Here is a 21,241-nt window from a genome sequence, read left to right as displayed (position 1 = left end):
GTAGCAATCCACAGAAAAAAGATTTTAAGATAAAAATGAATTCTAACCATAGAATTGTTATGGTTATATTTATCCCAGAGTTTACGGGTTATTATACTGCAATGTTTGATGTTATTAAGCTATCTATAGATTCTCTAATAAATACTATACCTAAAACCTCAAAAATAACACTTGTAGATAATGGTTCATGTCAAGATGTACAAGATTATTTAATAACCTTGTTAAAAAATAAAAGCATTGATTCTTTGCAGTTATTAAATCAAAATATAGGGAAAATAGATGCTTTAATTGGAGCAGCAAGAGCATCAAGAGAACCGCTTGTTACTTTGACAGATTGTGATATTTTTTTTAAGCCATCTTGGGTAAGCGAAACTATTAAAGTTTTTAACGCATTTAAAAATGTTTCATCTGTATCTCCAATACCTGTTAGAAAAGGGTTTAACTATTTTACATTTTCAACTAAGGAAGCAATTTTAAAAAAGAAACTAACATTGACCTTTACTAGTGTAAAGGAGAATTTCAAGCAGTATAATTACTTTTTAGAAAGTATTAACTGGGAAAAAGAAACTATTAACTCAAGGCCTTGGCCTGTTGTTCAATCTAATAGTGTTAAAGCTATTATGGGGAGTGATCATCAAATATTAACTTTGAGACGAGATGTATTGTTTAACAACACACCTAAAGAACCCTCTTTTGTGAAAGTAGGTAACGATTCTGAGCGAAATTATGTAGATTTAGCGATAGATTTAAGTGGGGGATTACGCTTATCTACTTATAATAATCATGCCATGCATATCGGTAATAATATAAAAGGATTTGAAAGTTTCAATTTTTATAAAAATAGTATTCAAAATGATATAAAAATTCCACAATTAAAATTAACTCCAAAATTAAATTATATGGAGAAAAGTAAGCTTAAATATAAAATAAAAAAAAGGTTATTAAAGCATGTGTTTAGGATAAAAACACCACCAAATTATTAATTAAATTTGAATCCAATATTCTCCATATTAATAACCACTAAAAATAGGCTTACTGATTTAAAAATAACATTAAGTAGTATAGCTCATTTACTAAAACAAGAGCATGTAGAATGTATTATATGTGATGATGGTTCTACCGATGGTACTTCAAATTTTATAGCAACACAGTATCCTTCTATTCAATTAATTAAAAACTCTAAAAGCAAGGGGCTTATTTACAGTAGAAATAAGTTGCTTAATTTAACTAAAGCTCAATACGCCATTACTTTAGATGATGATGCGTATATAGTATCACAAAATACATTAGAAAGCATTGAAGTGTTTTTTGAATCTCATAAAAGATGTGCCGTTATAGCCTTTAGAATTTTTTGGGGAATGTCTTTACCTAATAACTTAAACCACCAGTTAACCAATAGGCGTGTTAAAGGTTTTGTAGGGTGTGGTCATGTTTGGCGTATGGAGGCTTGGAGAAGTATACCCCATTACCCCGAATGGTTTGTGTTTTATGGCGAAGAAGAATTTGCTAGCTATCAGCTATTTAAAGCAGGTTGGGAGGTACACTATGTTCCCGATATTTTAGTACACCACCGCGTTGATATTAAAGGACGAAAAAGAGGCAAAGATTATAGAATCCGTTTAAGACGGTCTTTACGATCTGGTTGGTACTTGTATGTTTTATTTTATCCTTTAAAAACCATTCCTAAAAGGTTTTTATATACCTTATGGATTCAAATAAAAACAAAAGTTTTTAAAGGCGATTTTAGAGCCTTATTAGCTATTTTACAAGCTTTAGGCGATTTGGTTATAAATTTTCCGCGTTTATTAAAACATGTTAATAGATTATCAAATAATGAATTTGAAATGTATAATAACATCCCTAGTACTAAAATATATTGGAGCCCTTAATTATTAACTTTGATATCATATGAAAAAACCTAAAGTTTCTGTTATTGTTACTTGTTATAATTATTCTGAATATGTTTCTGAAGCATTAGAATCTGTTTTATATCAAACGTTAAAAGATTTTGAGTGTATCATAATAGATGATGGAAGTACTGATGATTCAAAGATTGTCATAAATAATTGGATAAAGAGAGACTCTAGATTTAAATACTATTATCAAGAAAATTCTGGTGTTAGTTCAGCTAGGAATAAAGGCATATTACTTAGTCGAAGCAACTTTATTTTGCCATTAGATGCAGATGATAAAATAAGTGAAAATTATCTAGAGGAATGTTTTAAAGTTATTAATTCAAATCCGAATGTTAAACTTGTTTATGGCAGTTCCTATTTATTAAATAACCCTAAAAAACAATGGACTTTGGGGGTTTATAAATATGAAGATTTAATGTACAAGAATATGATACACTGTTCGGCGGTTTTCAGAAAAATAGATTGGGAAGAAATAGGAGGTTTTGATAATAAGCTAAAAACAGGTTTAGAGGATTGGGAATTTTGGATTAATCTATTACAAAGGAATGATAGAGTTGAAAAATTAGAGAAATGTCAATTTTATTATAGAGTGAAAGAGCGTTCTTTAAATCAATCAATGATAAACAATGATTATGGGTATAACTCAAGATTATATATTTTTAATAAGCATTTCAAAAAATATATCGAAACTAATGTTTACGACTTATACTTTGAGAATTATAATTTTAAAAAAAAAGTAGAAAACCCTTTAAGCTTTTTGTCCACTAGAAAATTATTTCTTCTATTTTTAAAGTCGTTTTATTCGAAAGCATTTTTTTTCAAAGAAAGAGTAAAGAAGAAGTTGTTAGCTTTTTGGTTTTAAATTTGAATTGATAATTTTTATGATAATTTATTCCAGATTAGGTAAAAAAGGAAATTTAGGAAATCAGCTATTTCAAATAGCATCAACTATTGGTATAGCAAATAAAAATGGTCATAAATATGCTTTTCCAAAATGGCAATACGCTACCTATTTTAACTATAATTTTCCTTTCATAGATTCAAACAAAAATTATCAAGTTTTAAAAGAAGTAGGTTTTCATTATTCAGAAGTTAAAATAGAAGCTGGGTATTATGATTTAAATGGTTGGTTTCAGTCTGAAAATTACTTTGATAAACAAGCTGTAAAACAATGTTTTGAGTTTCAATCTAATTTAGTTAGTCAAGTTAAAGAGAAATATAAAGAAGCATTATCAAAAAAAACTATTTTAATTTCAGTTAGACGAGGCGATTTTGTAAATCATCCTTATTATTTTCAGCTAGATTATCGTTACTATTTATTAGGAATAATGAAAAATTTTCCAGATTGGAAAGAAAGAAATCTAATTTTTACAAGTGATGATATTGATTATTGTAAAAACCTTTTTAAGTTTCTACCAAACGCTATATTTGTAGAAAAATTAAGTGCTATAGAACAACTTGTTTTAGGGGCTTTATGTGATGATTTTGTAATCAGTAATTCAACTTTTTCTTGGTGGCAAGCTTGGTTAGGTGAGAAAAAAGAAACTAAAATTGTTAGGCCAATACAAAATTTTAGAGGTAAGTTTAAGAACCAGAATGATGATAAAGACTATTTTCCTGACAGATGGATAGCTTTTACCGCAGAAGGTAAAAGGGTAGAACCAAAATATTGGAAGCTTATATGCAAAGGGGAATTATTAAAGGTTATTGATAATATTTCTTATTATTATAGATTTTCAGTTAAAGAAGTTAAGCGATTTATTAAGAAAGTTATAGGAAGAAATTAAAACTATTGAAAACCATAGCCATCATACCTGCTCGAGGGAACTCTAAACGTTTACCAAATAAAAACATTAAGTTATTGGGTAATTTACCGCTGTTAGTACATAGTATTAACTATGCAAAGCGGCACGATTTTATTTATGCTGTATATGTTTCTACTGATAGTGAATCGATAAAAAATGTAGCATTAGCAAATGGCGCTTCAGTAATAGATAGACCTCATGAGTTGTCTGGTGATTTAGAGCCCACTGTAACCGCCTTAAAACATGTTTTAGAGACGGTAGCGTATAGCGTAGAAACTGTGGTTTTATTACAACCAACAAACCCATTACGTCCTAAACATTTATTAAAAGAAGCCTTCCATATATTTAATGAGAAATCATGTGAAAGTTTATTTACAGTATCTAGAAATCATCAAAAATTCGGAACAATAAGCAAAAATATATTTACACCCTATAACTATAAGATAGGGCAACGTAGCCAAGATTTAGAGCCTTTATATTATGAAAATGGATTGTTATATATAACAAAATCAAAATATATTTTAGAAAATGAAATAATAACAAAAAATGTATACCCATTAATTGTAAATCATCCTTTTGCTTCGGTTGATATTGATACAGAGGAGGATTTTGTGTATGCAGAGTTTTTGTTGGGGACTTCGACAGGCTCAGTCTGACAGGTTCAAAAGAGTAGATAATAATAAGAAAACAAAATGAGTAACCCATTTATAGAAATAGCAGGTAGAAAAATAGGACAAGACTATCCGCCTTTAGTTATAGCAGAAATAGGAATTAACCATGAAGGGTCTTTACAAATAGCTAAAGATATGGTTGATGCTGCATTTAGGGCAGGAGTAGAGGTTATAAAGCATCAAACACATATTGTAGATGATGAAATGAGTGGGGTTGCAAAACAAGTTATTCCAGGTAATGCCAATATTTCTATTTATGACATTATGAAACGTTGCGCTTTAAATGAAGCAGAAGAATTGGAATTAAAAAATTATGTAGAACGTAAAGGCATGATTTTTATTTCTACCCCATTTTCGCGGGCCGCAGCGGAACGACTAAAAAGATTTGATATACCTGCATATAAAATAGGTTCAGGGGAATGCAATAACTATCCTTTATTGGAGCATATAGCACAATATGGAAAGCCAGTGATTTTAAGTACGGGAATGAACACCATTGAAAGTGTAAAAAAAGCGGTTGCTATTTTTGATAAAAATAAAGTGCCTGTAGCATTACTTCATACCACCAATTTATATCCCACACCAATTCATTTGGTTCGTTTAGGTGCTATGATGGAATTGCATAAAGCTTTTCCAGATAAGGTTTTTGGGTTAAGTGATCATACACTCAATAATAATGCTTGTTTAGGGGCTGTGGCTTTAGGCGCTTCTATTTTAGAACGTCATTTTACCGATACAATGCAGCGCCAAGGGCCTGATATTGTTTGTAGTATGGACGAAGCTAGTTGTAAAAATCTTATTATAGATAGCAAAGAAATTGCTTTAATGCGTGGTGGAACCAAAGCACCTGCTAAAGAGGAACAGGTTACTATAGATTTTGCTTTTGCAACGGTTTGTAGTATTTCTAATATTAAAAAAGGCACTATTTTTACAAAAGATAATATTTGGGTAAAACGACCTGGTACAGGAGGTATTTTAGCTGAACATTTTGAAAGTGTTTTAGGAAAAAAAGCGTCTAGAAATATTGTAGATGATGAACAATTAACTTGGGAAGATATTGAATAAAAATAATGCCTGTATTAGTTTGAAGAGAAGTGGTTTTAATGAATAGCGATAATTAGTGGGGTAATTAAAAGGATTTTGAAAAGGACTTAGACAGGCTTAGTCTGACTAAGTGAAATAAAATAATTATAAGATAAAAGTTAGTTAGACAGATCTTGTCAAAGCTATTGAAGAGTATGCGAAAAAAAATAGTATTTTTAACTGGTACGAGAGCCGACTTTGGTAAAATGAAACCACTTATAGAAGTTACTGAAGCTCAGTCTGGTTTTGAAGCTCATATTTTTGTTACAGGAATGCATCTTTTAGAAACTTACGGGTATACTCTTATAGAGGTAGAACGTTGTGGTTTTAAGAATATCACTACCTTTAGAAACGATACTAACGAAGCCAGTATGGATTTAACTTTAGCTAAAACCATTACAGGTTTTTCTGAATTTATTAAAAATACAAAACCCGATTTAATTGTAATTCACGGTGATAGAGTTGAAGCAATGGCTGGAGCTATAGTTGGTAGTTTAAATAATGTTTTAGTAGCTCATGTAGAAGGCGGAGAATTGTCTGGAACTATTGATGAACTTTTACGTCATGCTACTAGTAAAATGAGTCATATTCATTTTGTTTCTAATGAAAAAGCAAAAACTTTATTAGAACAAATGGGAGAATTACCTGAATCTATTTATGTAATTGGGTCTCCAGATGTAGATATCATGTTTTCAAATACATTACCAGATTTAGAAACCGTTAAGTTATATTACAATATTTCGTTTAAAAACTATGCTGTTGCTATGTTTCATCCGGTTACAACAGAGCGTCAGCAAATGGAACAATACGCTAAAAATTTTGTAGAAGCTTTATTAAGAAGTGATAAAAATTATGTAGTTATCTTTCCTAATAATGATATGGGAAGTCAGGCTATTTTAGATGCATATCAATTACTCTTAAACCATCCTAATTTTCGTGTATTTCCATCTATTAGATTTGAGTATTTTTTAACTTTATTAAAACAGGCTGAATTTATTATAGGAAACAGTAGTGCAGGAGTTAGAGAAGCACCTTATTATAGCATCCCTACCATAAACATTGGTACGCGCCAAAACAATAGAGTTTTTTCAAACACCATCATAAATTCAGATTATAGTGTTTCTAATATTTTGGAGAGTATAAAACAGATTAATAAAGTTAATTTATATATTGAATCACCAAATTTTGGAACAGGTGATAGTTCCAAAGCGTTTTTAAACGTTTTAAAATCAAAATCATTCTGGAATACAAATCATCAAAAACAGTTTAGAACACTTTAATGAAAAAACTAGGATTAGTAATTACAGACGGGGTTGGCTTTAGAAACTTCATTTTAAGTGATTTTTTAGATGATGCAACTCAGCATTTTGATGAGGTGGTCATTTTATCATGTTTACCAAAATCTGTATATAAAAAGCATACACAAGTAAAGATCATAGAACTTGATGTGTTTGAAGAAACTTTTAAAACCTGGTTTTTTAGAAAAGCCAAAGAGATTGCTCACCTTAGATTGAATAAAAAAGGCAACTTTGGAATTCTTGATAATTTAAAAGCCAATCATTCTAAATTAAAGACCGCAAGAGGGTACGCCACACGGTTCATTTATAAGCTCACCACTCTATGTCATTCAGAAACTACCATACAACTGTTTCAAAAGCTACAAGATTTTACATTTAGGCATCATAACATAACCAAAACCTATTTATCAATATTAGAAAAAGAGCAATTTAACTTGTTGTTTTTTACACACCAACGTCCGCCATATATTGCGCCTTTAGTCTATGCTGCCAAAAAGAAACACATAAAAACAGCAGCATTTATATTTAGTTGGGATAATTTAGCATCAAAAGGCAGAATGGCTTCAAACTTTGATTATTACTTGGTTTGGAGTGATTTAATGAAACGTGATCTCTTGAAGTTTTATAAGTCTGTTAAGGAAGCTACTGTAAAAATTGTAGGAACACCGCAGTTTGTACCTTATGTAATGGATGTGTATAAGATGCAAGCACCTGAATTTTTTAATGAATTTGATTTGAACCCAAAATTAAAAACTATTTGTTTTAGTTGCGGAGATATTTCAACCAGTAAAAATGATGAATTGTATATAGAAACCATAGCCAAAGCTATTGATGCAGGCCATATAGAACCTGTTAATTTTATAGTTAGAACTTCGCCAGCCGAAGACCCCATAAGGTTTAAAGCATTAGTTGAAAAATTCCCTTTTATAACATGGCATTTCCCCAAATGGAAACAGGTAAGAGCTAATCATCAAGAAGCATGGTCTCAACGTATTCCAACAATAGATGATGTAAAACAATTAAGAGCTTTGTTAGAATATTCAGATTTAAATATCAATATGCTTTCTACTATGAGTTTAGATTTTATGATGTTTGACAAGCCTGTTATTAACCCTGTATTTGGAAATAAACATAACGGCTTATATGATGATCAGCGTTTTTTAAATTATGAGCATATTCAGCATTTAGTAAATAGTAAGGCTAGTAAGGTTGTAAAAAATGAAGCAGCATTAATAAAAGCTATTTCAGAGTGTTTATCGGTTACTGAAGGTTCTAAAAACCGAAAAACATTTATTAATCAGCAAGTAGGGGTTCCTTTAAAAGCAACTAATAAACAATTGGTTAATAGTTTATTTTTATGGGTTTAAATACAAAGAAAGTAGCCATAATATGTAATTATAAATTATTACCCAATAGAGTAGGAGGAATGGATTATTTTTTCTGGGCTTTTGATAAAATCTGTAAAGCCAATAATGTTGAGATTGATTGGTTTTTTCCAAATACTTCAAATCATGGCAATTATGCAAGCATGAATATCATGTCTCCAGATACGGATATGGCTTTAGAAACCTTTGTATTTCAGGCTATTGAAGTTAAATATGATGTTGTGTTTACGCACTTTGTAGAACTGTGCACGTCATTTTATTGTCAGCTTAAAAAGAAAACAAAAGCTAAAATTATAGCCGTAGATCATAACCCGAGACCGCTGCATGGGTATCCTTTAAAAAAACGACTAAAGAAACGTTTAAAAGGGTGGTTGTATTCACGCTGTATAGACCAGTTTATTGGGGTTTCTAAATACACTGCCAATGAGATATTTAGAGATTTTGGGAGCCATTTAAAAACGAAAACTTCGGTTATTTATAATGGAATTATTGTTAAAGATATTAAGCCCAATTTAAACCGAAATGTTACATGCCCAAAGTTTATAGTAGTCTCTCATTTAAGAGCATCAAAAGGGATACAAGATTTAATTGATGCAGTAAATAAACTGCCAGAATCTATAAAAGAAAAACTTAAAATAGATATTTACGGTGAAGGCCCTTATGAATTAGAATTAAAGAATAAGGTCAGTTTGTTTAAATTAGAAACGGTTTTTAATTTTAAAGGTAGTGTTCATAATCTTAATGAACTTTATTGTATTTATGATTACATGATTCAACCTACACATATGGAGTGTTTTAGTTTATCTATTTTAGAAAGTTTAGCGGCCAATGTACCTGTAATTACAACACCTATTGGCGGTAATTTAGAAGTTGTTACTCATGGTGTGAATGGTTATATTTTTAAAGCTAAAAACATAAATGAATTAGCTATATTATTAGAGTTAGTGATGGTTGGCAAAAAAGACATTTTAGGAAATACAAGAACGTTAGTGGAAAATACATTTTCAATAGATTTAATGGTCCAAAAATATTATGATATAATAACTAAATATTAATGCTGTTTAACTCTATTACATTTCTTGTATTTTTTTTAATCGTATTCTTTATTTATTGGTTTCCATTAAAGCATAAAATAAGGTTTCAGAATATTTTTATACTGATAGCAAGTTATACTTTTTATGGTTGGTGGGATTGGAGATTTCTTGGTTTAATTGTACTTAGTACTTTGGTTGATTTTTATATTGGAAAATTTATAGATAAAGAGTTAAAATCTAGTAAAAAAAAATTATGGTTAACATTGAGTGTCTTATTTAACATAGGATTATTATGTTATTTTAAATATTATAATTTTTTTATTGAAAACTGGATTAACGCATGGCAAAGTATAGGTATTAAAACAAATGTGTCTACGTTAACTATAATTTTACCAGTTGGTATTTCTTTCTATACATTTCAGACTATGAGTTATACCATTGATGTTTATAGAAATAATATTAAGCATTCAAATTCATTAGTTAGTTTTGCAGCTTTTGTTGCTTTTTTTCCTCAACTGGTAGCAGGTCCCATAGAAAGAGCTTCTCGTTTGTTACCCCAATTTAGTAAACAAAGGAATTTTGATTATAAATTTGCTGTATCTGGAGTTTATTTAATTGTTTGGGGTTTGTTTAAAAAAGTAGTAATTGCAGATTCATTTGCTACTTATGTAAATGTAATATTCAATGATTATGAGCACATGAACTCTCTAAGTCTAATGCTAGGTGCAATATATTTTGCTTTTCAAATTTATGGGGATTTTTCAGGGTATTCAGATATGGCTATTGGTATGTCTAGATTATTAGGGTTTGATATTATGCAGAACTTTAAAAAACCTTATTTCTCAAGAAATATTGCAGAGTTTTGGAGGCGTTGGCATGTATCATTATCTACATGGTTTAGAGATTATTTGTATATACCGATTGGTGGAAGTAAAGGGAAACAGAGTATTAAAATTCGTAATGTTTTTGTTATTTTTTTGGTGAGTGGTTTTTGGCATGGAGCCAATTGGACATTTATTTTTTGGGGGGTATTAAATGCAATATATTTTTTACCTCTAATGCTTCTTAATAAAAATAGAAAGTATTTAAATAATGTATCAATTAAATTTAATACATCTGGTTTGGTAAATCTACTAAACATGGCTTTCACATTTATATTAGTTGTAATTGCTTGGGTTTTTTTTAGGTCTGAAACTATTAAAGATGCTTTTTCTTATTTAAGTCATTTATTTTCAAATATGCATTTTTCAATACAATATTTACCTATAGAACGTTATGCAATAGAAGCATTGGTTTTACTGTTGTTTTTTATCGTTGTAGAATGGATCTCGAGAAATTTTGAACATCCTTTTGTAGGCAAGTTCAAAGTTATATTTTTAGCGATAATTGTGCTTTTAATAATTATTTTAGGAGTTTACTCAGAACATTCAGATTTTATATATTTTCAGTTTTAAATGAAGAGATTTTTAAAAAATAGTGTTATCTTTTTTGTCGGAATAATTATAGGTCTTTATACATTAGATTTCCTTTATACAACTTTTTATAAAAATTCTTTTCCCAGAAATAAAACACAATTTATTTTAAACTTAAAGAAAGGAGAAAAGTTAGACTATGTTTTTTTAGGGAGTTCAAGAGTAGAAAATTCAATTGTTAGTTCAGAAATAGAAAAATTCACAGGAAAACGAACTCTAAATTTAGGTACTCAAGGAGCAAAATTAGATGATATAAATATTTTTTTAAGACTTCTAATTGATAAGAAAGTAAAGGTGGAAAAACTTTTTGTTCAGGTAGATTACTCTTATAATCATGAGTCGAGTTCAGATATTGTTCGTTCGCAAGCATTACCTTATATGCGAAGTAATAAAGTTATTAAGGATTATTTAGAAAGAGTAGATTCTAGTTTTTATAAAAATTATTATTTACCTTTTTATAGATATGCTACAAACGACTATAGATTAGGTTTTCGAGAGTTTTTTGCGAGTTTAATAGGAAAAAAATCTAAGATTGATTTCAATGATGGATTTGTTCCATTGGAAGGAGTTATGAATAGTAGTGATAAAGGACTTAGTGAGTTACCAAAATCTATTATAGAAGTAAATAAAAGTATTACAGAGATAGATTCTATTTGTGAAATAAATAATATAAATGTTATTTATTTTTGCTCTCCATTATGTTCAAAGATAAATACTAATGGCTACCTTGTTAAATTGAAAAAAAAGCTTCCAAATTTTAAAGACTATTCATCATCTATTTCAAATGATTCTTTATTTAAGGATTGTAGTCATTTAAATAAACATGGAGCTAAAGTTTTTTCGAAGTTACTCGTTAATAACTTGAATTTATGAAAATAGCATTTTTGACCCCAGAATTTCCACATCCTAAAACCGGTAAATCTGGCGGTATAGGGACTAGTATTTTCAATTTGTCTAAGGCGCTTGTGGGGTTAGGGCATGAGGTAAGTGTTATTATTTATGGTCAAGATGTTGATGCTTATTTTAAAGACAACCATATTCATTTTTATAAGGTAAAGAATATAAAAGTTAAAGGTTTATCACTCTTACTCACTCAAAATAAGGTAGCACGTTTATTAAATTCGTTATATAAAAGTGGTAAGATTGATATTGTTGAAGCCCCAGACTGGACGGGGTTTACCGCTTTTGTTAATATAAAATGTCCGTTAATAATTAGGCAAAATGGTAGTGATACTTATTTTTGTCATTTAGATAAGCGCCCTGTAAAATTCATAAATAAATTTTTAGAAAAGCGTGCTTTAAAAAAAGCCGATGGTATTATAAGTGTTAGTGCCTTTACAGGTAATTTAACTAATGAATTATTTAGATTAAATAGAGCGTTTACGGTAATACCTAATAGTATAGATGCCCAAGTATTTACACCAGAACACCCTAATAATAATACATTAAGAATTCTTTATTTTGGGACTTTAATTAGAAAAAAAGGTCTTTTTGAGCTTCCTGAAATTTTTAATTTAGTTAAAGAAAAACATGCAGACGTTGAATTGGTATTAGTAGGAAAAGATAGTGGCGATGTTAAAACCGGAGCACCTTCTACCTGGGAACTTATAAAACCCCTGTTTAGTAAAGCGGCCATAAAACAAGTTAATTACATGGGAGCTGTTAGCTATTCTGAAATTGAAGCCTTAATAAAAGAAGCCACCGTATGTGTGTTTCCTACGTTTGCTGAAGCTTTACCAGTATCTTGGTTAGAGGCTATGGCTATGGAAAAAGCTATTGTAGCTTCTAATATTGGGTGGGCAACAGAAATGATAGAGCATGGTAAAGAGGGCTTTTTGGTACATCCTACCAATCATAAAGATTATGCGGCATGTATTTTAGAGTTGTTGGAAAATTTAGAAAAACGACATCAGTTTGGAAAAGCGGCAAGAAAAAAGGTTGTCGAACATTTTAATCATGAACATGTAGCCCAACGTTCCGTTGATTTTTATAATAGCATTATAGTAAGTTGATACATTTTAAAGAACATATAGCACCAACAGGAGAAACTATACTCTACACGGGTAAGCCTCATATTGAATTGTTAAATACATTAGCTTTAGGCGAAGGAGATGTGTGGCATAGTGCCTTAGACCAAGGTTATAAAAATGCCTTTCCAGATATTATGTATCAAACTGTGGTGTATTTTTGGTATGCTAATGATTTTGAAAATATTGATACTTGCGTTAGTTGGCGAATTAATCCGCAGGCATTTGCTATACGTAAGCATGTTTGGGAAACATTTGGGGGTTTTGATTATGATTATGAGTCTACTCAAATGTCTGCTCTAGATTTTGGGTTTAATATATTAAGGTATCAAGGGGCTATTCCATTGTATGTAAAAGGTTTGTTTCCTTCTTCAAATGAAACAGTGCGTTTATCTACAAAAGATATTTATACGTTTTACAAGAAAAACTTTAAAAAAGCTCATAGTATTTATATGCTTTTCAGGCGCGGTTTTTGGAAACCCAAAGACCTACATAGTTATTTATTTGCTAATAAATATTATACGTTTAAACATAAGACTATACAGTTAGCACCTAGAGCACTTCAACCTATAAAGGGTTCGCCAAAGGTGAGTTATATAATTCCTACCATGCTGCGTCAGGAGTTTACGCTAAATCTTTTGAACGATTTAGAACAACAAACCTATAAACCTTATGAGGTTATTGTAGTTGATGCTACTCCAAAAAATAAACGTAACGTTTCTTTGTATAATCCTGAAAACTATTCTTTTAAAGTGGTTTTTAAATGGCAAACCACCAAGGGTAGTTGTAGAGCAAGAAATGAGGCTCTAGCCTTATGTACAGGAGATTATATAGTTTTTGGCGATGATGATATTAGAGTGCCGCCAGAATTTATTGAAAACCATATTAAATTACTACAAACTTATAATGCGGAAGCATGTAACGGACTAGATATTAGAGCCGATCATCAACAACAAGATTTAAACGATTTAACTATTAAATTAAACGCTTTAGGCGCACAACGTTGGAAGGTAGGGGCGAGCCAAAATTTTAGTAATGCTAATTCATGCGTATCTAAACGGGTTGTAGATATTTTGGTAGGCAACGATATAAATTATGATGGCGGTTATGGAGAAGATGCCGATTTTGGTTTAGAAATAACCAAACTGGGAGTTACCGTTTTACACAACCCTTTTTCGGTAAACCTCCATTTAAAACCACCTCAAGGCGGATATAGGTTTTGGGGGCAGCAAGCCGGTGTTAAAGGCAAGCAACGAAAACGACAACCGTGGGAATTGGATACTCCTGTGAAATGGATTGTGCCCAAGCCAAGCCCAACAATAATGTATCAACTGTTTAAGCACTATAGCAAAAGACAGCGTAAGGAATACAAAATCAAATATTTTGTGTTTTATTTTACTAAAGCACCTAAAGTAGCATGGTTTTTAAGGTTTATTAAACTTCCTATACGATTGCTTCAATTCAATAAATCTGTATTTTATGCAAAAAAATTAATGGCTTTAGGTAAGCGAACTCAATGATATGAAATTTTCACTAGTTATATGTACATATTTGAGACCACAAGCGCTTTTAGAATTACTACATTCTGTAAAGGCACAAACTCTATACCCTAGTGAGATTATTATTGTTGATGGCTCTACCAATGACGATACAGGCATTTTTATAAAAGAACATAGGTTTAAACATCTTAAATACTTTAAAGTTGATGCGGAACACAGAGGTTTAACCAAGCAGCGAAACTTTGGGATTAAAAAGGTTTCGGTTGACTCTGAAGTTATTTGTTTTTTAGATGATGATATTATTTTAAAATCAGATTATTTTAAGGCATTAATTTCAACTTATACAAAAGAACCAGAAGCTTTGGCAGTAGGAGGTTATATAACTAATGAAGTCCATTGGGAGCAATCTGATAAGACAGACCATAGTAATTATTTTTATTATGATGGTTGGAAACGAAAGGAGCCTTCGCGTTTTAGGATAAGGCGAACCTTAGGTTTGCTGCCAGATGCTAAACCGGGTTATATGCCTACATTTTCTCATGGGCGTTCGGTGAGTTTTTTACCACCATCGGGCAAAATTTATCAGGTAGAACAAATTATGGGAGGTGTGTCGTCTTACAAAAAAGAGGTTTTCAAAACCATGCAGTTTTCAACCTTTTTTGAAGGTTACGGATTGTATGAAGATGCCGATTTTTCATTGCGATTATCAAAAAAAGGCAATCTTTATGTAAATACTGCCGCACAATTAGAGCATCATCACAATATATCAGGGAGACCTAATAAACTCAAGTATGGTAAAATGGTGATAAGAAATGGTTGGTATGTGTGGCGGGTTAAATACCCTAAGCCTTCTATTAAGGCTACATTAAAATGGCATGCTACCGCATTTTTATTAACCCTTATTAGATTTACCAACATATTAACAAGCAATAGCCATAGAAGACAAGAAGCTTTTACTGAGAGCTTAGGCAGGTTTGTAGGTTGGTTGTATTTAATTTTTAATAAACCCAAAGTAGAGGTATGAAGTTTTTAATCATCACACATGTTCTACATAAAAAAAAGGATGACGCCTACTTTGGTTACGCACCTTATGTAAGAGAAATGAATTTGTGGTTAAACCATGTTGATGAGGTTCATGTTGTTGCTCCGTTAATAAGAGGTGCTATTTCTGAAATTGATTTAGATTATAAACATGCTTCAATACATTTTACAGAGGTTCCTCAAATTTCATTCATATCGGCTATAAGCGCAATACGTTCTGTTTTTAAATTTCCAACTATTTTGTATGCTATTTATAAGGCTTGTAAAAAAGCAGATCACATACATTTAAGATGCCCTGGAAATATTGGTTTGTTGGGGTGTTTAGTGCAAATATTATTTCCTAAGAAGATAAAAACTGCCAAATATGCTGGTAATTGGGATCCCAAAGCTAACCAACCATTAAGTTATAAACTACAAAAATGGATTTTGAGCAATACATTTTTAACCAAGAATATGCAGGTTTTGGTTTATGGGCATTGGGAACATCAAACAAAAAATATTAAACCGTTTTTTACAGCATCCTTTTATAAAAATGAAATAGAAGCTTTAAAACCCAAAGATTATTCAAAAACATTAAACATGGTATTTGTAGGTAGTTTGGTTGAAGGAAAAAATCCGCTTTTTTCCATACAACTTGTTGAGCAACTTATAAAACAAGGAAAACGTGTTTGTTTAAATATGTATGGCGATGGTGTTTTAAAACAGGAATTACAAGACTATATAGACTGTAAAAATTTAAAAACGTCTGTTTTTTTACATGGAAACCAAACAAAAGAAATTATAAAAACCGCCCTGAAACAGTCACATTTTTCTATATTACCATCAAAATCTGAAGGTTGGCCAAAGGCAATTGCCGAAGCTATGTTTTATGGCGTTATTCCTATTGCAACAAAAGTATCTTGTGTGCCTTATATGTTAGATTTTGGCAATAGAGGTATTTTAATTGAACCCGAAGTAGATTTAGCAACACAATATATTTTAAATCACTTAAAAGATACTGCTAGCTTAGAAGTTATGTCTAAATTGGCAACAACATGGTCTCAACAGTTTACTTTAGATTATTTTGAGTCTGAAATTAAAAAATTAATAGTTCATTAATGCGAGTCATTCAAATAATAGATTCTTTAGAACCAGGTGGCGCAGAACGTGTTGCTGTTAATTTAGCTAATGCTTTGGCAAATAAAATAGATAGGTCTTTTTTATGTACCACCAGAAAAGAGGGTTTGTTAAAAGAAAGCATAAATAGTGATGTTGGTTATTTGTTTTTAGATAAAAGCGGTACGTTTGATTTAAAAGCCATATTTAAGCTAAATATATTTTTAAAAACAAACCATATTCATATTATTCATGCCCACTCCAGTTCTTTTTTTATTGCCACCATAATAAAGATTTTAAATCCTAAATATAAGCTTGTATGGCATGATCATTATGGGAATAGAGACCAAACATCATGGTTAAACAAAATTATTCTTAAATGCTGCTCAATTTTTTTTTCTAGTATTATAGCAGTTAACCAAAAATTAAAAAATAGATCGAAAAAAAAGTTATTATGTAAAAATGTTTATGTTTTATCAAACTATCCTGTAGTTAATTTTAAACCTAAAATTACTAGGTTAGAAGGGTTACCTAACAAACGCATTGTTTGTTTAGCAAACTTAAGACCAGATAAAGATCATGAAAATTTGATAAAAGCTTTTTCTAAAATCAAACAGATTCACCCAGATTGGAGTTTACATTTGATTGGTAACTATAGTAATAATTTATATTTTGAATCAATAACTAATCTGATTAAGGAACTAAAATTAGAAAATCAAGTGTACCTTTACGGCAGTTGCCCTGATGTATTTCATATTTTAAAACAATCAACTATAGGTGTTTTATCTTCAAAATCAGAAGGGTTACCTTTAGCATTGTTAGAGTACGGAGTGGTTGGTTTACCTAGTATAGCAACTAATGTTGGTGATTGTAATATTGTTATTTCAAATAAAAAAGAAGGAGTTTTAATTGAAAGTGAAGATGTTAATGCTTTAAAGAATGCTTTGTTAAGCCTAATTGTTGATGAAAAGTTAAGGCAAAATATGGGAGCGTGTTTAAAAGAAAAGGTAATGAATAATTTTTCTGAAGCATTACAAATAAATAAACTTATAGAAATTTATAAACTTCACATAAAATGAAGTTATCGGTCTATTATAAACTTATTATTTTTCATGTATTATTAGGCATTTTAATATTTGCTTTTAAGCCTTTAGCTACGCTGTATTTTTTATTTACTACGTTTTTTTTTATCTATAAAATCATTAAAGTTTCAAAAAAAAACAAAGTATTTTATGTGTTGTTAGCTTGTGCCTATATTGTTGGTGCTGAGGTGTTTTTAAGAATGAATAACGGCACCATATTTTATGAAGCTAGCAAGTATTTAGTAATAATATACGTGCTTTTGGGTATGTTTAGTGTAAGCTTTACTAATAAAGCATTTTCATATGTACTGTATATTTTATTCCTTTTACCCGGTATTTTTGTGGCAGTAACCCAAATGGGTTTTGAAACGAACATACGTAAGGCTATAGCCTTTAATTTAAGTGGCCCTATATGTTTGGGTTTGGCAGCTGTTTTTTGCTTCGGAAAAACAGTCACCTTCAAGCAAATACGTGTAATCTTGTTGGGGTTTTTAATGCCTTTGGTAAGCATGACGGTATATTTGTTTTTGTTTACGCCAGATGTTAGTGCTGTTATAGATGGAACAGGCTCAAATTTTGCAACTTCAGGTGGTTTTGGTCCCAACCAAGTAGCTACTGTTTTAGGCTTAGCTATGTTTGTACTTGCAGTTCGCTTTTTTATGTCTAAAGAAGCCTGGTTATTTAAGCTTATAGATTTGGCTATTTTGGCGCTTGTAGGCTTTAGAGCTATTGTAACTTTTAGCAGAGGGGGCGTTTTAACAGCAGCCATAATGGTAGCGGCCTTTATTGGGTTATATTACTTAAAAGTGAATTTAAAAAAGAAATTTGAAATAAAATTTTCATTGTTATTTTTTGTAGGCGCAGTTCTATTTATGTGGTTTATAAGCTCTGTGCAAACAAGCGGATTAATTGATAAGCGTTATGCAAACCAAGATGCCAAAGGCAGATCAAAAGAAGATGTAACCACAGGAAGATCTGATTTATTGGCTTTTGAACTTAAAGAATTTATAGATAATCCGTTTTTTGGTATTGGTGTAGGCAAAGTAAAAGAAGCCCGTTTTAATGAAACCGGTGTTGTAGCTGCATCACATAACGAAATGAGCCGTATTGTAGCAGAACACGGTTTGTTTGGTGTTGTTGCTTTTCTAATTTTACTTATTACACCATTAACTTTAAGATTAAAAAACCGGTCTAATATTTTTTTCTATTCATTTTATGCATTTTGGTTGTTAACAATAAATCATTCTGCAATGCGTATTGCAGCACCCGCATTTATTTATGGTTTAACATTGTTAAATGTGAAATATGATATTCCTAAAAGGAAATTAAAACCTGTAAATAACAGTTTAAAGTAGTTACATTTTGTAATAATGAAAAATATACTTTACATAGGTAATAAATTACAGTCTTTTAATAATACAGTAACAACAATTGATACCCTAAGTAAGCATTTAAAGCAAGAAGGCTATCACGTTATAACTGCTTCAATTAAAAAACAACAACTGTATCGTATGTTAGATATGTTATTTCATATTGTGAAATATAAAAATAATATAGACTATGTTTTAATTGATACTTACAGTACTTTAAATTTTTATTACGCTTATTTTAGTAGTTTACTTTGTAGGTTTTTTAAGTTGAAATACATACCCATTTTACACGGCGGAAATTTACCCAAGCGCTTAAAAAAATCGCCTAAATTATCAAAAGCTATTTTTAATAACGCTTATATAAATGTGGCACCATCAGCATATACAAAACATCATTTTGAAACATTTGGTATTACTAATATCACTTGTATTCCTAACAGTATTCAATTAGAAAATTATCCGTTTGAAAAAAAACAAATACATGATGTAAAGCTGTTATGGGTGCGGTCTTTTTCAAAAATATATAATCCAGAATTAGCAGTTCATATTTTAAAACAATTACAAAACGAAGGCATAAATACCAGTTTATGTATGGTTGGGCCTGAGAAAGATGGAAGTTTAAAAAAAGTTAAAGATTTAGCCAATAAATTAAGAGTTGAGGTCACATTTACAGGTAAACTAGAAAAGCATGATTGGATTAATCTTTCAAAAAATTACAACATTTTTATAAATACAACACATTTTGATAACATGCCTGTAAGTGTAATTGAAGCTATGGCTTTAGGCTTGCCAGTAATATCAACCAATGTTGGAGGCATTCCTTATTTAATTTCAAATAAAGAAAACGGTATTTTAGTTGAAGCAAATAATACACAGGCTTTTGTTAAAGCCATAAAGTTTTTAATAAATAGCCCCAATGAGGTTAGCAATATAACGCATAATGCATTAAAAACAGTTGAACATTTTAACTGGAATGTTGTAAAATATGCATGGTTTAAAATTTTATCATAATAGTTAATTGCGCAAACTTTATATCTTTACAGCAAACTAATTTTCTTTTTCGGTTTATGGCAAAAGGCAGTATACACTTTAATATATCTGAACGTAAGGTGTTATTGCGTATTTTTGATGTACTTTCGGTACTTACAATACTGTATTTTTTAGGTTATTCTTTTCATTTTGATTATTTCACTATAACCCAAGAAAACTGGCGTTGGGTGTTTGTTTTAATAGTGTATTTATCACTTTTTGGGTCTATTTTTGAAATGTACGATTTACAAAAATCTAGCCGTATAGAAAAAATTTCAACAAGTGTTGTTTTTACAGTTTCTACAACCGTATTGTTTTATTTGCTAACACCATATTTTACTCCGGTTTTACCCGATAATAGATTGCAAATAGTATACTTTTATTTTGCCATTTTAATAGCATTAATTTTATGGCGTTTAGCGTATATAAATTTTATAGTATCACCTAGGTTTTACAGAAAAGCCCTAATAGTTGGTGAAACATCATACATTGAAACTATTATTGAAGCTTTTAAAGATGCAGATCCTAATTATAAAATTGTGGGTTTTGTGAATTGTGAAGCTAATAGTAAAGAATCTATAAAGTTTAACGGCGTAAAAGAATACAACCCAAAAGATTTAAAAGCATTGGTTGCTAAAGAAAATATTTCTGAAATTGTAGTAGCCAGTTATAATGCTGAAACTATTACATATGAAATTTACTATGCGCTTATATCTTTGTTAGAAGATGGTATTCCAATACGAGAGTACACTCATGTTTATGAAGATTTAACCGAGCGTATACCTGTACAATTTGTTGGTAAAGATTTTTATAAATATTTTCCGTTTAGCCGAAGTAACCAAAATAAAATGTACTTGTTTTTTCGTAGGTTTTTTGATGTGTTTGTTGCAGTAATAGGTTTGTTTTTCGGTCTGTTTTTTTTACCAATAGTTTTAATTGGTAATATTTTAGCTAATAGAGGACCGCTGTTTTACACACAAGAGCGCATAGGTAAAAACGGAAAACCTTTTAATATTATTAAATACAGAACCATGATAAAAAATGCCGAAAAAGATGGCATTGCTTGGGCTAAAAAAAATGATACGCGTGTAACGCCTTTTGGAAGGTTTTTAAGGCATTCACGCTTAGATGAAATTCCGCAGTTTATAAATATTTTAAAAGGTGATATGAGTTTAATTGGGCCAAGACCAGAACGACCTTTCTTTGTAAAAGAACTATCAAAAATGTTGCCTTTTTATGAAACACGCCACATAATAAAACCGGGTTTAACAGGTTGGGCACAAGTAAAAACACGTTACGGCTCTTCTGTTGATGATAGTTTATTAAAACTTCAATACGATTTATATTATATTAAACGTCGTAGTTTTTTATTAGATATAAATATTATAATAAAAACACTAAGCACCATTATATTTTTTAGAGGTCAGTAGTAAA

Annotated in this window: 19 protein-coding genes; all 19 read left to right on the top strand. The window is 30.4% G+C overall.

Annotation, left to right across the window (positions count from 1 at the left end; genetic code table 11):
- Positions 1-35 precede the first annotated feature (35 nt).
- The 19 genes from ACYX4H_RS00305 to ACYX4H_RS00215 all read left to right on the top strand — a co-directional run bounded on the left by ACYX4H_RS00305 (position 36) and on the right by ACYX4H_RS00215 (position 21,237).
- Complete coding sequence (locus tag ACYX4H_RS00305) at positions 36-983, top strand: glycosyltransferase (RefSeq protein ID WP_476237253.1); 948 nt, start codon at positions 36-38, stop codon at positions 981-983.
- A 6-nt stretch (positions 984-989) separates the two neighbouring features.
- On the top strand, positions 990-1,889 hold the full coding sequence (locus tag ACYX4H_RS00300) for a glycosyltransferase family 2 protein (RefSeq protein WP_476237251.1): 900 nt from the start codon (positions 990-992) through the stop codon (positions 1,887-1,889).
- Between the two features lie 19 nt (positions 1,890-1,908).
- The gene (locus ACYX4H_RS00295; protein WP_476237249.1) at positions 1,909-2,778 is read left to right on the top strand and encodes a glycosyltransferase family 2 protein; all 870 of its coding nucleotides are present in this window, start codon (positions 1,909-1,911) and stop codon (positions 2,776-2,778) included.
- A gap of 19 nt (positions 2,779-2,797) precedes the next feature.
- On the top strand, positions 2,798-3,703 hold the full coding sequence (locus ACYX4H_RS00290) for an alpha-1,2-fucosyltransferase (RefSeq protein WP_476237247.1): 906 nt from the start codon (positions 2,798-2,800) through the stop codon (positions 3,701-3,703).
- A gap of 5 nt (positions 3,704-3,708) precedes the next feature.
- Positions 3,709-4,377, top strand: coding sequence for an acylneuraminate cytidylyltransferase family protein (locus ACYX4H_RS00285; protein WP_476237245.1), 669 nt, complete (start codon positions 3,709-3,711; stop codon positions 4,375-4,377).
- A gap of 36 nt (positions 4,378-4,413) precedes the next feature.
- On the top strand, positions 4,414-5,457 hold the full coding sequence (gene neuB / locus ACYX4H_RS00280) for an N-acetylneuraminate synthase (protein ID WP_476237243.1): 1,044 nt from the start codon (positions 4,414-4,416) through the stop codon (positions 5,455-5,457).
- 173 nt (positions 5,458-5,630) lie between these two features.
- Entirely contained in the window at positions 5,631-6,755 is a 1,125-nt protein-coding gene (gene neuC, locus ACYX4H_RS00275) for a UDP-N-acetylglucosamine 2-epimerase (RefSeq protein WP_476237241.1), read from the top strand.
- Positions 6,755-8,140, top strand: a complete 1,386-nt coding sequence (locus ACYX4H_RS00270) for a hypothetical protein (protein WP_476237239.1) — start codon at positions 6,755-6,757, stop codon at positions 8,138-8,140. Before neuC ends, ACYX4H_RS00270 begins: the two co-directional genes overlap by 1 nt.
- Positions 8,131-9,213, top strand: coding sequence for a glycosyltransferase family 4 protein (locus tag ACYX4H_RS00265; protein ID WP_476237237.1), 1,083 nt, complete (start codon positions 8,131-8,133; stop codon positions 9,211-9,213). The genes ACYX4H_RS00270 and ACYX4H_RS00265 overlap by 10 nt, the downstream gene beginning before the upstream one ends.
- Positions 9,213-10,646 (top strand): MBOAT family O-acyltransferase, encoded by a 1,434-nt coding sequence (locus ACYX4H_RS00260; protein ID WP_476237235.1) that lies wholly within the window; start codon positions 9,213-9,215, stop codon positions 10,644-10,646. The genes ACYX4H_RS00265 and ACYX4H_RS00260 overlap by 1 nt, the downstream gene beginning before the upstream one ends.
- Complete coding sequence (locus tag ACYX4H_RS00255) at positions 10,647-11,537, top strand: hypothetical protein (RefSeq protein WP_476237233.1); 891 nt, start codon at positions 10,647-10,649, stop codon at positions 11,535-11,537. It abuts the gene before it with no gap.
- Positions 11,534-12,676 (top strand): glycosyltransferase family 4 protein, encoded by a 1,143-nt coding sequence (locus tag ACYX4H_RS00250; protein WP_476237231.1) that lies wholly within the window; start codon positions 11,534-11,536, stop codon positions 12,674-12,676. Before ACYX4H_RS00255 ends, ACYX4H_RS00250 begins: the two co-directional genes overlap by 4 nt.
- Positions 12,673-14,211 (top strand): glycosyltransferase family 2 protein, encoded by a 1,539-nt coding sequence (locus tag ACYX4H_RS00245; protein WP_476237230.1) that lies wholly within the window; start codon positions 12,673-12,675, stop codon positions 14,209-14,211. Before ACYX4H_RS00250 ends, ACYX4H_RS00245 begins: the two co-directional genes overlap by 4 nt.
- Before the next feature lies 1 nt (position 14,212).
- Positions 14,213-15,214: a glycosyltransferase family 2 protein gene (locus ACYX4H_RS00240; protein WP_476237229.1), complete on the top strand. Its 1,002-nt coding sequence runs from the start codon at positions 14,213-14,215 to the stop codon at positions 15,212-15,214.
- Positions 15,211-16,329, top strand: a complete 1,119-nt coding sequence (locus ACYX4H_RS00235) for a glycosyltransferase family 4 protein (RefSeq protein WP_476237228.1) — start codon at positions 15,211-15,213, stop codon at positions 16,327-16,329. The genes ACYX4H_RS00240 and ACYX4H_RS00235 overlap by 4 nt, the downstream gene beginning before the upstream one ends.
- On the top strand, positions 16,329-17,405 hold the full coding sequence (locus tag ACYX4H_RS00230; RefSeq protein WP_476237227.1) for a glycosyltransferase: 1,077 nt from the start codon (positions 16,329-16,331) through the stop codon (positions 17,403-17,405). The genes ACYX4H_RS00235 and ACYX4H_RS00230 overlap by 1 nt, the downstream gene beginning before the upstream one ends.
- Positions 17,402-18,763 (top strand): O-antigen ligase family protein, encoded by a 1,362-nt coding sequence (locus ACYX4H_RS00225; RefSeq protein ID WP_476237226.1) that lies wholly within the window; start codon positions 17,402-17,404, stop codon positions 18,761-18,763. The genes ACYX4H_RS00230 and ACYX4H_RS00225 overlap by 4 nt, the downstream gene beginning before the upstream one ends.
- A gap of 15 nt (positions 18,764-18,778) precedes the next feature.
- Complete coding sequence (locus tag ACYX4H_RS00220; RefSeq protein ID WP_476237225.1) at positions 18,779-19,789, top strand: glycosyltransferase family 4 protein; 1,011 nt, start codon at positions 18,779-18,781, stop codon at positions 19,787-19,789.
- Positions 19,790-19,845: 56 nt separating this feature from the next.
- Positions 19,846-21,237, top strand: a complete 1,392-nt coding sequence (locus tag ACYX4H_RS00215) for an exopolysaccharide biosynthesis polyprenyl glycosylphosphotransferase (RefSeq protein ID WP_476237224.1) — start codon at positions 19,846-19,848, stop codon at positions 21,235-21,237.
- Positions 21,238-21,241 lie beyond the last annotated feature (4 nt).

This window comes from Seonamhaeicola sp. ABD4_340 (assembly GCF_056312135.1).
This window is presented reverse-complemented; position numbering and strand designations above follow the sequence as displayed.